Below are 15,970 nucleotides of genomic sequence, written 5' to 3'. Positions count from 1 at the left end.
CATTATTTCTTTTCTTTAGAATCCGTAGACTTCTCAGTTCCACTTGTTTCTTTATCCTTTTTATCCTCTTGTTGTGTTGTTGTATCGTCCTCTTTCTTCTTGTCCTCACCTTTACTACAACCTACCATTAATAAAGAACTTGCAAGTGCCATAGCAGTTAATGATTTAACCCATTTGTTCATTTGCGTTTCCTCCTTTTGATAGAATATGTACAATCCCATATTACTCTCTATTTTTAAAGGAAAGATTGAAAAATAGTAAATAAACGGTAAATATTTGTAAATTTTCTGATAATAAATATGTACATATATTCATTTTTCTCCACGAAAAGTAAAAAACTAAGGCGCCTATCTTTCCGCCTTAGTCTCTTATGCAAATTTCTCATTTTCATATACATGTTTAATCTTATACTCTTTCTTCACGACATATTGCCATACACTATAGGCATAACGATTCATTTTCAGGAAGCAGTTTTCTAAAAACGAGCGAAATTCTGGATTTGCAACTTCAACTGCCACTTGAGCAAACTTTAACGCTAACCGTTTCAAATGCGAAATATAACAAGTTGCAATATACATATCACCTGTATATTTACTATCAGTTTCCTTTTCCATTTCATGAAAATGAAATGAAATTGGTTCACAAGTTATATGCTGTACATTCTCTCCTTCTTGAAAGTTCACTTGTTCATTATATGCTTGCAACATATATGGTAAATGATGCTGTAATAGCTCCTTTAATTCTTCGTCTCTTACCTGTCCTGTATACTCCCCAACCTTATATATAAGCATATAACTATACCTCATCAATTCTTTCATACAATCCATGAAAGTGCCTCCCTACTTTTTGTCTATATGCTATAAATATGATGCTATAACATTTGCTATTCTTGCTAAAAACCAATCCCATTTACTAATTTCCTCAAAATCTTCTTCCGAAAATCTTTTTGATTTATGGAAGTCTTCTTTTAGTCGATCCCATACGTCAGCAACAACTGTTTTATCATATACGACACAATTAGATTCACAATTTAAATAAAAACTTCTATTATCAAAATTCGCTGTACCTATATCAACAATTTCTCCATCAATGATTGTTACTTTCCCGTGAAAAAAACCATTCCGATATTGATAGATCTCCGCTCCAGCATGGTTCATCTCTCTCAAATACGGATAGGCAGCTTGTTTTAACAATACTGCATCACTTTTAAATGGTACGAGAATTTTCACATTGACACCGCGGTTTAATGCACCTTTTAACTCTTTCATCATTTCTTTACTTGGTACAAAATATGGTGTAGCAATAATTAAAGACTTTTTAGCCTGCTTTAAAAACGCTCCATATTTTTCCCATAACCCTTTTCCATCTGAAAATAAATATTGATATTTTACATTCCCAATTGCAGGTAGACTTTCATGTACAGGCATTTTTTCTCCCGTATCTTCTTTCCAGTCAGCAGCAAATTTTCTTTCCATATCCGTGGCACCATTCCCCTTAACCCGCACATGATAATCACGCCACTGGCCAAATTTCGGATCTTGTCCAAGGTATTCCTTTCCGATGTTAAAGCCGCCGATATATGATACTTTTCCGTCTATCGTAACAATTCGTCTATGATTTCGCTGATGCAACGAATAGAATAAATGTTTCAATTTAGGTTTTTTACTAAACGTAAACTGGACACCATTGCTTTGTAGTTGACGAATTACCTTTTTCTTCAGCTTATATCCACCTATTCGATCGACTGACAATTTCACTTCTACTCCGCTAGATGCCTTTTTCTCGAGCAACTGCAAAAACTCTTTGCTTATTTCATCTTTACCTACAATATAAAAATGGATATATATGTACTTCTCCGCATTACGTATATCCTCAAATAAATTCGTATATAACTCTTCACCGTTCGTATACAGTTGAAATTCACCTAATCTAACTTGTCCTACTTCATATTCACTAGCCATTTTTTTCCCCATTTCCACATCGATGTTCATCCAAATGAATACACCTATTACACAAAGGATTACAACGAAAAAGTGTTTCATGGATATTTTCCTTTCTCCACTTACTGTTATTTCTATATCTTCCCTTTTTTAATACAATATCATTCAAGAAAATATGTCATTGCATGATATATGTCCATATCAAACGATAGCTCATTTGCATATTGTATGTTGTATCTTAAAATAAAAGGAGGAAATAACAATGGGCTTCGCACATGGTAATGGATTCGCGCTATTAGTCGTATTATTTATCCTCTTAATCATCGTCGGTGCTGCTTGCTTCTGCTAAGTAGTTATTGTCACATGATATGCGGATAGAAAAACTATAAAAGCGGACACCTACTTTTAGGTGTCCGCTTTTCATATGAAAAACATTTCGGTCTGTTATAATGCCATTAACGACTAAATATTCAACTCAAAAAGTTAGTAATGTAGCTACTTTCTTACTCTCTGCCTTACGTATATGACGTTGTTCTGCACGCAACACTGCAATGCGATGTAATTCTTTCTCTTCTTCTGTTTCAGGGATTACTCGCGGCACAGGAACTGGATTATTTTCCTTACTCAGTGCAACAAAAGTAACAAAAGACGTTGCTGCGATACGCTTCTCACCTGAAATTAAATCTTCCGCTACTACCTTCACAAATACTTCCATAGACGTTCTACCCGTCCAAATTACAAAGGATTCATAACTAACACAATCTGAAGAGCGAACTGGATGTAAGAAATCAACCCAATCCATAGAGGCTGTTACACATTCTTTTCTTGCATGCCTCGTTGCTGAAATAGAAGCAACCATATCCATCTCGGCTAATATCTTTCCACCAAATAACGTGTTATGATCATTTAAATCTGTTGGAAATACTCGGCTCGTTTTGAACACCCTTGATTCATTGGCTGTTTTCCCCTTTACTTCTGTCATTGTTATCACCCCTTTAATGATGTATCCCTAATATCTCAATAATCACTAGACTAAATGAACTACACGTTTAATATTAACAACATTCAGAACTTTTAGTCCATAAAAAAGAACCGATGTTATCAATCGGCTCCTCTAAATACATATTGTTCTTTTGGCTGTTCAACTTTATTCCATTTCGTTACTTCTAAAACAGGAATGTTCGCATGGAACGGCTGATAAAATTCAGTAGAAATTTCTCCCTCTATTTGAATCCAATCATCGTTTTTCCATTCTACACCTTCTGGCTTTTTCACTAACATACCATATACACCAGAATCCGCTACACAATGTATAATACCGAAACGGAATAAGAAGTATTGTTCTTTTTTAGAAGAATCATCTTTGAAAACAAAACCTTTAAATGATAATTTTTTCCCAGTAAACTCACCAGGGTAATTGTAAATCGTCTCCATTCCTTTTAGGAAGTTTTCATCATTTAAAGTAACACTATCCTTTGTTACAAACTCTTTCTTCCCTTTCTCCATTACACCACGGTATCCTTCTTTTCCGTAATATATACTCGTATCAGGTCTTAAAAATTGCCTTCTCATAAATGGATCTGTACTTTCTGCTTGTGCAACAGGAAAATGAAACCCTTTTGCCTTAACAATATCTGAATCTAACGTTGCAATTGGGAAAAATAATCCCGAAACAATTGGAAAACAGAACAATGTGTACGAGAATGCTTTTTTCCACCATGTATTCTCATCTTTTGAATGGTCATGCCCGCAATGGCTATGATCACAACTACAATCCTGTTTTCCTTGTTCTTTCTCATGTTCTTTTTGGAAAACAATAATAATTTGAACAATCGTTAAGAAACCTAAAATAATAGCTGCTGTTGTTGATAAATAGGCATACTTCATATTGATATACTTCGTAATATTACCTGAAATATGAAGCTGCGCGATTAAGATTGTAAAACCTAATAATATATATGCTCGAAACATAACCTACCACCCCATCGCATAAATGAGTAGTGAGCTTGCATAAACAACAACTGTAACTGTAACTGTAACGACAATTACAAATTTTGTTTTAAATGTCGCAAGCATCATAAACATATTTTTAATATCCACCATCGGTCCATATACGAGGAACGCGACAAGTGATGCTGTTGAAAATGTACTTTGGAATGACGAAGCAATAAATGCATCTGCTTCTGAACAAAGTGATAAAATGTAAGCAAGTCCCATCATAACAGCTGGTGAAGAAAACGGACCTTGTCCTATAGCAAGAAGTGTTGAAGTTTGTACGAACGTTTGAACTGCAGCTGCAATTAATGCACCTAATACTAAATATTTTCCCATCGAGAAAAATTCCTCAACAGCATGCGTACATACATCCCACATTTTTTTACGTAATGGACGCTTATGATTCACTTCTGGGAAGTGATCATCTCGTAATTGATGTTCTTTAAACATAAATGATAATATAATTCCAACAATGATTGCTACGATAATCGCTACAATAGAACGATACCATACCATGTGCATACTACTTCCAAAGGCAACGTATGTTGCAAATAATACGACCGGATTAATAATTGGACCAGTTAACATAAATGCAATCCCGGCATATGGCGGAACCCCTTTTCCAATTAATCGCCTAACAATCGGAACGATTCCACATTCACAACCTGGAAACATCATCCCTAAAAAAGTAGCCATTAAAACAGACAGAAATCGGTTTTTCGGCATCCATTTTGCTACCATATCTTCTGTCACAAACATTTGAATGAATCCTGAAATAAATACACCAATGAGCACAAAAGGAAGTGCTTCGATCAATATGGAGATAAAGATTGTATTCATTTGCAGGAATGCTTTCGGTAATTGAAACAATTCCATGATGTATTTCCTCCAACTTTTCATTAACAATATGTAATTTTAACCCCATTTTATTGATTGGACAAGACTTATACGGAATTCATCCCTTTCATATACATTACATTTTATAAGTTATATTCTATTCAAAATTTGGGATTTCATAGCAAAAAAGCTGCTCTAGCGCAGTTACACAACTATGCTAGAGCAGCTTTCTTATCGTTAAAAGTAACGTTTCTTCCAAAATACAAATGCTAAAGCGCAAGATAATGTTGCACATATTATGAGTACAATTACAAAACCTTGAGCCTCACCTTCAAATGGAACCTTTACGTTCATTCCGAAGAAACTAGAGACCATTGTTGGTAATGATAAAATGATTGTAATAGACGTTAACAGTTTCATAACACTGTTCAAATTATTCGATATAACAGAGCTAAAAGTATTCATCATTCCACTTAGAATATGACTATATATTTCCGCCATTTCAATAGCCTGTTTATTTTCAATTAATACATCTTCTAATAAATCTTGATCGTCTTCATACATTTTTAAAAATGTACTGTTACGCATTAATTTTTGAATTACAATTTTATTCGCCTTCAATGATGTTGTAAAGTAAACTAAACTTTTTTCAAGACCTAGCAATGTGAAAATCTCTTTATTTTTCATCGACTGATTTAATTGATGCTCTAAATCGATTGTCTTTCTGTTAATTTGCTTTAAGTATCTTAAATAGTAAGTAGAAATCGTATATAAGAGCTGAAGTGCAAAGCGTGTCTTTTTAAACGTATAAAATTCTTTAATACGTTGATTAATAAAACGTTCAAAAATTGGATTTTCTTCTAAACAAATTGTCACAAAGCAATCTGGCATTACAATCATACCTATTGGAATCGTGTCATAAATCGAATTTCCTTCTTCATCATGTCTAACTGTTGGAATATCCACGATTATTAAAGTATTATTGTCTTCCTTTTCAATACGAGAGCGTTCTTCATCATCTAAAGGGTCTTTAATGAAATCTAAGTCCACATTTAAAGTTTGTACTAGATATTGAATTTCTTCTTCCGTTGGATGAAGTACATTAATCCAGCAACCCTTTTGCATTTCCTCAACCTCTTGTAGTTTTCCGTTTCGGTCTGTTAAATAAATATTTAACATACTATCACCCCGATTCTTTTTACATGTAGGAATCTACCTCTCTTACATAACAGTTTTTGAACCGCCATTCTCAGCATATGAAACATACGTTTAAATTTCAATAGAAAAATTATTTTGAAAACGTTTTTATAAGAAAAATATTATAAAGTGAAACTTTAATCAGTGGGGGGCTTCATCCCCCCACTGATTTTCAGCCCTCACCAATCGGGCTTTTACGGGCAGCCCGCCCCCAACCAAACTTCTTTTCTTTCGCTGAATTTTGAGGTGAGGATCTTACTGCCCGTTAAAGCGGGATAAACAAAGAAAAAGACAGAGTGCTCTCTGCCTTAAAAAGCTTATGTTGCCTTTATAACATATTTAGAAAGCATCCACAAGTTAAAGCCAACTGAAATCGTATAACCAGCGTATGTTGAAATAATAAAACTTACATAATCAAAATACGGAAGCAATACAATATTTAAAACGATCTTCACAATAATGCCAATCACTAACCCTAGCACTGTTTTCTGTTGTTGATTAATTCCTTGCAACATTGCAGCCGTTACTGTAAAAAGCGAAAATAGTATACAAGCAGGAGCGTAATACTGTAAAATAACGCTTCCCATCTCCGGATCATTTCCGGCACCAAATAAAAGAGTATACACTGGTTTTGCTAACACCATCATTCCAATTGCCGCGGGTACCGTAATACCTACTACTAATAGATTCGTCCTCGTAAAATGTTTGTACAGTAACTTCACATTTCCTGCTGTATAAGCTTTTGTCATCTCAGGTACGAGTGACATACTAAAAGCAGTCGCAACGGAAACTGGGATAAGTACAACCATCTGAACAAGTCCAATTATCGCATTAATCTTCTCCGCTTCTCCTTGCATATATCCTATTTGTATAAGTAATTTATTAATTGTAAATGTGTCAATCGTCTGATACAACGGAATTGCTAAACCAACCACAACAAATGGTATTGAATATGTAAAGAGCTCCTTATATAGTGAAAAAAAAGATTTCGTTGTTTGCGGTATACTTGCCATTTCTTTTTTCTTTAAGTGCTTTCTCCTCCTTATGTAATACGCACTTAAAACAGTTAGTCCACCTATCGCTCCCATAAAAGCACCGAACGTTGAAATACCAACAGCTAGTGAGATAGAAGCTTTTAAAACATATAAAACGACAAAGCTTCCTATCAAGATGGTTAAGACTCGAAAAAATTGCTCTACAACTACACTTAGAGCAGAAGGCCCCATCGATTGAAATCCTTGAAAAAAGCCTCTTAATAAACTCATTACTGGTACGAGTATTAACGCAAAACTGACAATTTGAATATTAGTAGTGACCGCCGCTACACTATTCCCCGTTTGATCATTTCCATCGATTACAAGTTTAGCCAAATGCGGAGCTAGCATATACAACGTAAAACACGAAAAAATTCCCATTATAAACATAAAAACAATTCCACTTTTCAGCACTCTCTTAACCGTATGATAATCATTTAATTGATCATATTTTGATACCATCTTTGAAACTGCAAGTGGTAGTCCCATCGTCGCAATGCTAAGCATAATTGTATATGGACGATAAGCATACGTGTATAAAACGTACCCACTCGTACCGACCATAGCTGTAAATGGTATAACATATATAAACCCTAACATTTTAGATATCATCGTTGCCATTGTTAAAAATATCGTTCCACGTATAAACGGTGACCCTTTCATCACATTCCTCCGCTACGCTTTATTATTACACATTATGGACAACTCCTTTTTTTTAGAACCAAAACAAATAAAAAAGCCAATGAAAAATCATTGACTTTAACGCGCTGCTTTTTTCTTTTTGAAATACTTTAAACCGAAGTATAGAGCAACAAAGAGAACCGCTCCTATAATTATGTAATGTGTGTAGTCAGATGCATACTCTTTAATATGTCGCCAATTTCCACCAAGCTTTTCACCTAAATATATAAATAGTATTGACCACGGAATAATCGCAACTACTGTATACAGTGTGAATAGTTTTAATGGCATCTTAGCTAATCCTGCTGGAATAGAAATTGCATGACGTACGACTGGGATAAAACGTGCCGAAAAGATTACTCCTGCTCCGTAACGCTTAAACCAATTTTCTGCTATGTCTAAATGGTGTTTATTAATAAGCAGATATTTCCCATATTTCTCTACAACTGGACGTCCACCATAGTATCCAAGCCAATATAAAAAGATTTGGGCTAAAGTACCACCGATTGTTCCAGCAATAACTGCACCGACAAAGCTAATTTTACCATCTGCGACTAAAAAGCCAGCATACGAAAGTACAATTTCACTTGGGATAATTTCAATCATTAAAGCTAGCGCTACTCCAAAGTAACCTAAACTTGCAAAAAATTGCAATAACTGATCTATTATGCTTGCTAACATCTTATTTTCTATCTCCTTTTTTCTTCACATACCATCTCATTATTACATAAAGGTTGCATTCTGCCAATATCTTCATGCCGACAATATCACAGGCATACGCATTATTAATCTATTACTATTTCTTTCTGAGGTTCTTTTATGTAGGCAAACATTTGTTTAATTTGCTCTTCTGTATTTCTAGCAATCGATAAATTAGGCAATTCATTTTCACCAAAAAACTCCACATCATCTGTTTCAATACTAGTTTTCTTTTCACCGCCAATAATTTTACAGCCAATAAAAATTTTATATACATGCGTTGCTGAAGGCGATGGTTGATGTTTTTCTTTATCAAATATAGCGAGTAACTTAAAATGATCTACCTCATAACCTGTCTCTTCGAAAACCTCTTTTGCTGCTACTTCTGTCGGCGTATAACCGATATCAGCCCATCCACCTGGCAATGCCCATTTCCCATCACTTTTTTCTTTCACAAATAATAACTTTTCATTTTGAAAAACGACTGCTCTTATATCGACTTTAGGTGTTTGATAGCCTGTCTCACTTGCAAATAACTTCTCTACAACTTCCCAATCTGTCTTTGTATAATGTGACATCATCGAAATGGAAATATCCCGTAATTGTTGGAAACGTTCTATATCATACACATCCTTAGAATACGTTAAACCCGCTTGAGCTATAGATTGTATTTGTTTTACCCAATCAATCCATTTTACCGTCATGTTTCCACATCTCCATCCTTTATTAAGTATATATTACGCCAATTCTACCAATACTTCTTTATTATACAAAAAAAGAGATTGATAATGTTCCAATCTCTTTCAAAATTAATCCAATTCATGTAAATGATCTTGTATATACTTTCTTCTTTTATTTATATATTCCTCAATCATATCAGCTTCTTGATCAAATATTTCTAATTTTCCTTTCATATATGGATCTTGTAGTAAATAAGGACGAATCGACTCACACAAACTTTCTACTTTCGGCATCATAAATGAAACGGTAAATTGTTCTTCTAATATTTCTTCCAAAATACCTCGGTATTGCTTTCTAAATACAGGTATATCTAACAATCTTGCACTTAACGTGTTATAACCTTGAATACGAATATATTCATGATTAAGTGGTCTCCCTTGTACATCTCGCCCCCAAGTCGCATCATAATCCCACGGTATTACTTCAAATAAATTTGTTTCATCATTATGATATAGTGCATAGTTATGAACGAAACCATCAAAGTTTTGTGTAAAAATAACGCCAGCTAACCATCGTAAATATTTATCAACATGCAAAAACTTCCCAATTTCTTTTTCATAAGATTCCCTCGACAAAGCGTTCGCTTGAAATACAAATTCACTCAGCTGTTCTTCACTATTTTCATTCGAGTATTTAAATTCATAACCCGCAAAGAGCTCGGTCTTAACATCTTTATCTCTCTCACTCATTAAAGAAAAATTCGCATCATCATCTATCGCATAATAAATAGAACCACTCGGTAATCCTCTATTTTTCAAAAAGTTTTCGTCAACTGATTCTAACTGTAAATATACACCTTGAATTTGACCATTAATTTTTATAAACACATGTTGTGATTTCGGTGAAAGTACACCAATATCATGAAAAAAGTCTAAAGATAATTTATTTCGTATGAGAGACGGATCCATAAACTCAGAATTTAAATGAATCTCTTTCGCATCTTGAAATTTTTTAGGCTTATAAAACATAACATGATAAGATTTTTTCTCAAATTCACGAATATGAGCACCACGGTATACGATATCAATATCATACTTCTTTTTTCCATAAGTTAATTTTGCTGGTACTGGACTGTCTGACCAAATGTCTTTTTTCAATTCCACTAAGTACATTGGATGAATAAAAAAATCATATGAAGGTAGCATGTTTTCTCATCCCTTCTCAGTTCTCTTCATTCAATGTATGCAACTCGCCTTGTCCATACATCCGCTATCATCTATTTATATAAAATTACACTCTTGTCCTGTTCAGAAAGATACCTACATACATATCCTGTTAAGGAAAAAGAATACCTTTTCAACTTAATACATGATAAGGAGGATTTCTATGAAACGTGATATTAGAAAAGCGGTTGAAGAAATCAAAAGTGCTGGGATGGAGGATTTCTTACACCAAGATCCAAGTACTTTTGAATGCGATGATGATAAATTCACTCATCATACTTGTACAACTGGATGTAAATGTACAACTGGGGGTAAATGTCCAAGAACAAGATGTACTCGCGTGAAACATTGTACGTTCGTTACAAAATGTACACATGTGAAAAAATGGACATTTGTTACAAAATGTACTCGTGTACGCGTTCAAAAATGGACGTTCGTTACGAAAGTGACGCGTAGAAAAGAATGCGTTTTAGTTACAAAACGTACTCGCAGAAAACATTGTACATTCATTACAAAATGCATACGCTTTGAAAAGAAATTTTTCTGGACTAAACGAAGTTTCTGTAAAAAGTGCGAATTCTTCCCGCATAGACACGGCGGCTCTTGCGATGATTCATGCGATCATGGTAAAGACTGTCACGATGATGGACACAAATGGAATGATTGCAAAGGCGGACATAAATTCCCATCTTGCAAACACAAGAAATTTGATCACTTCTGGTATAAAAAACGTAATTGTTAGTTTTTATGCCTACAAAAAAAGGCCGTTTTGCGGCCTTTTTTACGTTTATCCCGCTTTATTGAAAATGACTTATATCTGCAAATTGCTTCACTTCACCTTTACCATCTTCAAATTCTATTATACTGAGACTAGCACTATGCATAAATGGATCATTCCACACATTTTCTATTTCAATACCCGCAAAATGTCCTACAAGTAATTTTGCTGCTGCCGCATGGGAGACAATTAATATACTTTCTCCTTTATGCTTTTCCAAAAGAAGCTGCATCCCCTCAATTACCCTTTTATGAACAGCCTCAAAATTTTCTCCTGATGTTGACTGAAAAAGATGTGGTTCATACCAAAATAACTGTATGTCGTCTGGGTATTGCCTTTCTATATCATCAATTGTCTGTCCTTCCCATATACCCATGCTAATTTCATAGAAATGCTCATCCGCGATTATCGGTATATCACGTTCTCCCTTTATTAACTCTGCAGTATGAAGGGTTCTTTCACTCGGACTACTATAGATTGCATGAATAGATAAATCTTTCATTCGCTCTCCTAATTGCTTAGCTTGCAGTATACCATTTTCAGTTAAAGCAGAATTTTTTCGTCCTTGCATTCGCTTCGCTACATTCCATTCCGTTTCACCATGCCTTGTTACATATACCGTTGTCTTCACTTCAATTCCCCCTTACCATGTTGGCCGCAATTCCCACGGTTCTACTCGTCCTACAATCCATTCATTACATTTACTTTCAATTCCTTTTATTACCCCATCCGATATTTCTTCATGAGTAAGCCATCTTGCGTATGTATCTTCTAATATAAAACCTAAAATTATTCTATGATAGCTACATCGCGTACCGCCTATTTTTTGTGAGGCTATTCTCGACGCTTTACTGCCTAAAATATGAAAAACTTCGTATGTTTCAGACGATAAGTCTAATTCTCTACAAATAAGTGATAACGCATCTTTTGCACTTGAGTGTATCCATGCGACAACTAATGTTATTGGGCCATTCCGCTCAATTGCGCTTTTAATAGCTACCTTTACATCGTCATCATTATGATAATCTAACGGAAGACATGTGATATTTTCTGGTATAGCACTCTCTCGTTTAACATTTTCTAATTTCACTTCATCTCTTCCAATAATAGAAACATGAAACTCTTGCTCACAAAGCCACATAGACACCCTCTTTAACATTCCTGTTCCACCAATTACTAGCGCATGCAACTTTCTTTGCCCCCTTAATAAAACGTCATATGAGGTTTATCTTCCCTATAATAATTAAGCCTGTCTTGCAATGTCCCTGAATGAAATTCAAACTTATGCCCGTCTGGGTCAACAAAATAGATAGATTCACAATCCCTTACATCACGTTCTCTTCCTTGTAAAATATGAACATCATTTTCTTCTAATCGCTGCAGTATACGTTTAAAGTCTTTCTGTTCAACAGAAAACGCAATATGTGTATAAGATTGATGAATCTCGTTTCTTGGAATATGTATTTCTTCATTAAGCGCTATCCATACTCCACATATATTAAAATATGCAAGTTTTCTTCCTTTAACTAATAATTCTCCTTCCAATACTTTTTCGTAAAATGTAATAGAATCTTCTAAATTAGATACTGAAAAACAAAGATGATTGATCCCTTTTAACAACTCTAATTCCTCCTATACAAATAAAAGATGAGCGAAAATTCACTCATCTTTTATTATACTATTTTTTTGTAATATATGCCCATTTATAACTGAAGTCCCCACCAAACGTATGATTTGCAATATCTTTTACGTATGGTTTTTCTAAGTATGCGGTACTTTGTTGGTACGTAGGAGAAATGGCAGCATCTTGACCAATTAAGATTTTTTCCGCTTCTGCAAGTGCATTCCAGCGTGCTTTATCATCTTTTAATAGTTCTCCTTTTGATTTCGCTACTAACTCATCATACTTCGGATTAGAATAATCCATTTCATTAAATGAGCTTCCAGTAACAAACATATCAATATAAGTCATTGGATCTGGATAATCTGGACTCCATGCAGATAAAGAGAATTCATATTCAAGTTTCTTTTCTAAATCCAACTTCTGCTTATATGGCTGTTGTTTTAAATTCACTTTAATACCAGGTAAGTTTTTCTCTAACTCTTCTTTAATAAAGTCTCCTACTTTTTTACGACTACCGTTATCATCATTTAGTAATTCGACTGTAATTGTATCTTGACCAAGTTCTTTCTTCGCTTCTTCCCATAATTTTTTCGCTTTTGCTGCATTATCTTTACTGTCACGGAAATTTTTATTTACAGTACGGAAATCTTTCCCATCAGGTCCTGTCGTAAATTTTTCAGGTACTAAGAAATACGCTGGCAATGATCCGTCATTTAAAATAACATTTGCAATTCCTTTTTTATCATATGCTAGATCAATTGCTTCACGAACTTTTTGGTTTTTAAACGTTGCATTTTTTTGGTTAAAACGTAAGAAATACATACGTGGATCTAACTTCGTTTTAAATTCATCTGGCTTATTCTTTTTATATTTATCAACAAATTCAGAAGTTAAAATAACCCGATCAGCTTGATCACTATCATATAAATTTACTCCTGTGCTTGTTTCCTTCACAATATTCACATTAATTTCTTCTAACTTCACAGTATCTTTATCCCAATAATTAGGGTTTTTCTTTAACTGATAACTTCTTTCATGTTTCCATTCACTCATCGTAAATGGTCCATTATATAATAATTTATCTGCTTCTAATCCGTATTTATCTCCTTGTTCTTTCACATATTTTTCATTTAAAGGGAAAAATGTTGGGAATGAAGTAAGCTCAAGGAAATATGGTGCTGGTTGTTCTAATTCTACTACTAAAGTTTTATCATCCTTCGCTTTCACTCCTAATTGATCTAACGGTAACTCTCCTTTATTTACTTTCTGTGCATTCTTTACATCAAATAAAATAAATGCATACTCAGCTGCCATTGCTTTATCTAATGTACGTTGCCATGCATATACAAAATCTTGCGCTCGAACTGGATCACCATTTGACCATTTTGCATCACGTAATTCAAATGTATATGTCTTTTTATCTTCACTAATTTTCACGTCTTTTGCCATACCTGGAGTTGGTTTATTATCCTTATCTAAACGATATAATCCTTCCATTGCATTTACAAAGGCACGGAATGATACAGAGTCTGTTGATTTTGACGTATCCATTGAAGGAATTTCAGCTGTTTCTAGTAAGTTTAATACTTGCTTATCTGCTGCCCCCTTACCTGTTTCTTTCTTCGTTGTAGATGCCTTCTCCCCATTTCCGCAACCCGCAACTAATATACTAGTCGATAATGCAACTGCAGCAATCGTTGTTACCTTTCTCTTCATTGTTCCTTCCCCCAATCTATATGTATAAATGAAAGCCAGTATAATACATATTATTATACAAAAGATTCAGATTATTTCAAATATTATTTTCGTATATACAAAAAAAGAAGCGGATAGAGAGCTCTACTATCCACTTCTTTTTCTTTTACTTGTAATCCATCCTCTATGTCAAATGGATTTTGAACTTTAAATATTTCGTCCATTATCTTTAAAAATTCTTCCTCATTTTTAGATTCGCCATTAATCATAAGTGAGTATGGCTCAATCTCACCCAATTTATAATCAACAACAAATTGGATCGTAACCTTTTTCTTCGACATATCCGGACTATCCCCTTGGAACTCTACCAATTCTAATCCTTCCGTGCCACGATAATATGCCCAACCCGGATTTCTAAAATAATTTTCAAACGATTCACCAATTGAAAGGAATGGATATTCATATAGCGAGCTTGTACGAACTTTTTGAATAATATCTCGATCAGTCGGGAAAAAGAAATGGCTGATAAAAATACTAGCAACCGCTAAAATCGTAACAATTGTTGCTCCCATTTTACTCGTTCCACCACTATCACGAATGAGGTACTTTTCAACCGATCCATCTTGAATTTCTCTTGCTTTTATTCGATATATACGCCTTTCTGCAAATTGATAATATAATCCATTCGCAAAAATCGCCATTCCAAATAAAATAAAAACGAGTAATAGAAACGTAAGAGGCACCATATTAATGATCGGCAATGCTACGTTGAAGCCCATATAATAAGAAAACGCATCACACGCTAATAATAACACTACAAATAAAGCTGCAGGTAAATAATACTTACGATATCCGAGCCAACCTACATTGAAAATAGCTGCCCAACCATTCCAGCTCCACCTAGCAATCCGCTTTTCCTCAAGCTCCCATTTCCTTTTGTAATACGGATATTGTCTCCCTACATATACTTCTAATTCCTTGTCTATTAGCGAACTTCCTTCACTCTGTTCAGTATGCAAAGTCCGCTGGCAACTTTCACAATTCAGCTGATTTCCCTCGCAAAGTTGCCCACAATTTATACATTTCAAAACAATCCCTCTTCCCATCCATACGTCATTTCAAAATACCTTCGTGTTTTAATAACCACTCTTTCCTCCATAAACCGCCCGCATACCCAACAAGTTTCCCGCTCTTTCCTATTACACGATGACATGGAACGATTATTGAAATCGGATTGCGACTATTTGCTCCTCCTATTGCTCGTACAGCTTTCGTATTTCCGACTTTCTCTGCAATATCTAAATATGAAGCACTTACGCCATAAGGAATCGTATAGAGCGCATCCCATACATTTTTTTGAAATGCTGTTCCCTCAGGAGACAACGGGACTGTGAACTCTTTTCTATTCCCCTTAAAATATTCATCGAGCTCATTTATACATTGATCTATCATTTCATTTGTATGTTCTTCTTGTCTCTCATCAACAAATATAACAGACGTAATTCCTTTATCGTTCGCTGTAATTTCTAGCAAGCCTAATTCACTTTCATAATAAGCTTGGTACATATGTCATCCTCCAATTCAAT

General features: G+C 34.5%; 19 protein-coding genes. 2 read left to right on the top strand and 17 right to left on the bottom strand.

What is annotated here, in order from left to right:
• Positions 1-2: 2 nt before the first annotated feature.
• From PQF83_RS04705 to cls, 3 genes are all read right to left on the bottom strand, one after another.
• Positions 3-182, bottom strand: coding sequence for a hypothetical protein (locus tag PQF83_RS04705; RefSeq protein ID WP_001045960.1), 180 nt, complete (start codon positions 180-182; stop codon positions 3-5).
• A gap of 186 nt (positions 183-368) precedes the next feature.
• A complete protein-coding gene (locus tag PQF83_RS04700; protein ID WP_000340560.1) occupies positions 369-827 on the bottom strand; it encodes a spore coat protein in 459 nt (152 codons plus the stop codon).
• Between the two features lie 30 nt (positions 828-857).
• Positions 858-2,042: a cardiolipin synthase gene (gene cls, locus PQF83_RS04695; protein ID WP_000680141.1), complete on the bottom strand. Its 1,185-nt coding sequence runs from the start codon at positions 2,040-2,042 to the stop codon at positions 858-860.
• A gap of 160 nt (positions 2,043-2,202) precedes the next feature.
• Here cls and PQF83_RS04690 point away from each other — a divergent pair, with 160 nt between their 5' ends.
• A complete protein-coding gene (locus PQF83_RS04690; protein WP_000505094.1) occupies positions 2,203-2,289 on the top strand; it encodes a YjcZ family sporulation protein in 87 nt (28 codons plus the stop codon).
• A 126-nt stretch (positions 2,290-2,415) separates the two neighbouring features.
• On the opposite strand, the gene PQF83_RS04685 is transcribed toward PQF83_RS04690, so the two are convergent.
• The 8 genes from PQF83_RS04685 to cotH form a co-directional block, all read right to left on the bottom strand.
• On the bottom strand, positions 2,416-2,922 hold the full coding sequence (locus PQF83_RS04685) for an acyl-CoA thioesterase (protein ID WP_000141167.1): 507 nt from the start codon (positions 2,920-2,922) through the stop codon (positions 2,416-2,418).
• A 119-nt stretch (positions 2,923-3,041) separates the two neighbouring features.
• On the bottom strand, positions 3,042-3,911 hold the full coding sequence (locus tag PQF83_RS04680; protein ID WP_000488047.1) for a TIGR03943 family putative permease subunit: 870 nt from the start codon (positions 3,909-3,911) through the stop codon (positions 3,042-3,044).
• A gap of 3 nt (positions 3,912-3,914) precedes the next feature.
• The gene (locus tag PQF83_RS04675; RefSeq protein WP_000418725.1) at positions 3,915-4,811 is read right to left on the bottom strand and encodes a permease; all 897 of its coding nucleotides are present in this window, start codon (positions 4,809-4,811) and stop codon (positions 3,915-3,917) included.
• 198 nt (positions 4,812-5,009) lie between these two features.
• Positions 5,010-5,951, bottom strand: a complete 942-nt coding sequence (locus PQF83_RS04670; RefSeq protein ID WP_000932396.1) for a magnesium transporter CorA family protein — start codon at positions 5,949-5,951, stop codon at positions 5,010-5,012.
• Between the two features lie 335 nt (positions 5,952-6,286).
• Entirely contained in the window at positions 6,287-7,666 is a 1,380-nt protein-coding gene (locus PQF83_RS04665) for a putative polysaccharide biosynthesis protein (protein ID WP_000678833.1), read from the bottom strand.
• A 96-nt stretch (positions 7,667-7,762) separates the two neighbouring features.
• Positions 7,763-8,365 carry a DedA family protein gene (locus PQF83_RS04660; protein ID WP_000881208.1) on the bottom strand — a complete coding sequence of 201 codons (603 nt, stop codon included), beginning with the start codon at positions 8,363-8,365 and terminating at the stop codon, positions 7,763-7,765.
• Between the two features lie 104 nt (positions 8,366-8,469).
• Positions 8,470-9,087, bottom strand: coding sequence for an NUDIX hydrolase N-terminal domain-containing protein (locus PQF83_RS04655; RefSeq protein WP_000216914.1), 618 nt, complete (start codon positions 9,085-9,087; stop codon positions 8,470-8,472).
• Between the two features lie 105 nt (positions 9,088-9,192).
• Positions 9,193-10,269 carry a spore coat protein CotH gene (gene cotH, locus PQF83_RS04650; protein ID WP_000937982.1) on the bottom strand — a complete coding sequence of 359 codons (1,077 nt, stop codon included), beginning with the start codon at positions 10,267-10,269 and terminating at the stop codon, positions 9,193-9,195.
• 181 nt (positions 10,270-10,450) lie between these two features.
• Here cotH and exsB point away from each other — a divergent pair, with 181 nt between their 5' ends.
• Positions 10,451-11,029: an exosporium protein ExsB gene (exsB, locus tag PQF83_RS04645; protein ID WP_000817501.1), complete on the top strand. Its 579-nt coding sequence runs from the start codon at positions 10,451-10,453 to the stop codon at positions 11,027-11,029.
• Between the two features lie 55 nt (positions 11,030-11,084).
• Here exsB and PQF83_RS04640 read toward each other — a convergent pair whose 3' ends face one another.
• From PQF83_RS04640 to PQF83_RS04615, 6 genes are all read right to left on the bottom strand, one after another.
• Positions 11,085-11,696, bottom strand: coding sequence for a phosphoserine phosphatase 1 (locus tag PQF83_RS04640; protein WP_000859181.1), 612 nt, complete (start codon positions 11,694-11,696; stop codon positions 11,085-11,087).
• Positions 11,697-11,708: 12 nt separating this feature from the next.
• Positions 11,709-12,254: a short-chain dehydrogenase gene (locus PQF83_RS04635; protein ID WP_000543147.1), complete on the bottom strand. Its 546-nt coding sequence runs from the start codon at positions 12,252-12,254 to the stop codon at positions 11,709-11,711.
• A gap of 14 nt (positions 12,255-12,268) precedes the next feature.
• Positions 12,269-12,685, bottom strand: coding sequence for a FosBx1 family fosfomycin resistance bacillithiol transferase (gene fosB / locus PQF83_RS04630; protein WP_000911688.1), 417 nt, complete (start codon positions 12,683-12,685; stop codon positions 12,269-12,271).
• 58 nt (positions 12,686-12,743) lie between these two features.
• On the bottom strand, positions 12,744-14,405 hold the full coding sequence (locus PQF83_RS04625; RefSeq protein WP_000824541.1) for a peptide ABC transporter substrate-binding protein: 1,662 nt from the start codon (positions 14,403-14,405) through the stop codon (positions 12,744-12,746).
• Between the two features lie 83 nt (positions 14,406-14,488).
• Positions 14,489-15,472 carry a DUF2628 domain-containing protein gene (locus PQF83_RS04620; protein ID WP_002163686.1) on the bottom strand — a complete coding sequence of 328 codons (984 nt, stop codon included), beginning with the start codon at positions 15,470-15,472 and terminating at the stop codon, positions 14,489-14,491.
• A gap of 25 nt (positions 15,473-15,497) precedes the next feature.
• Entirely contained in the window at positions 15,498-15,950 is a 453-nt protein-coding gene (locus PQF83_RS04615) for a methylated-DNA--[protein]-cysteine S-methyltransferase (protein ID WP_000283894.1), read from the bottom strand.
• Between the last annotated feature and the right edge of the window lie 20 nt (positions 15,951-15,970).

The organism is Bacillus sp. FF-1, from assembly GCF_028548245.1.
Taxonomy (GTDB): domain Bacteria; phylum Bacillota; class Bacilli; order Bacillales; family Bacillaceae_G; genus Bacillus_A; species Bacillus_A paranthracis.
The sequence above is the reverse complement of the archived record's forward strand: the minus strand, read 5'-3'. Positions and strand labels throughout refer to the sequence as shown.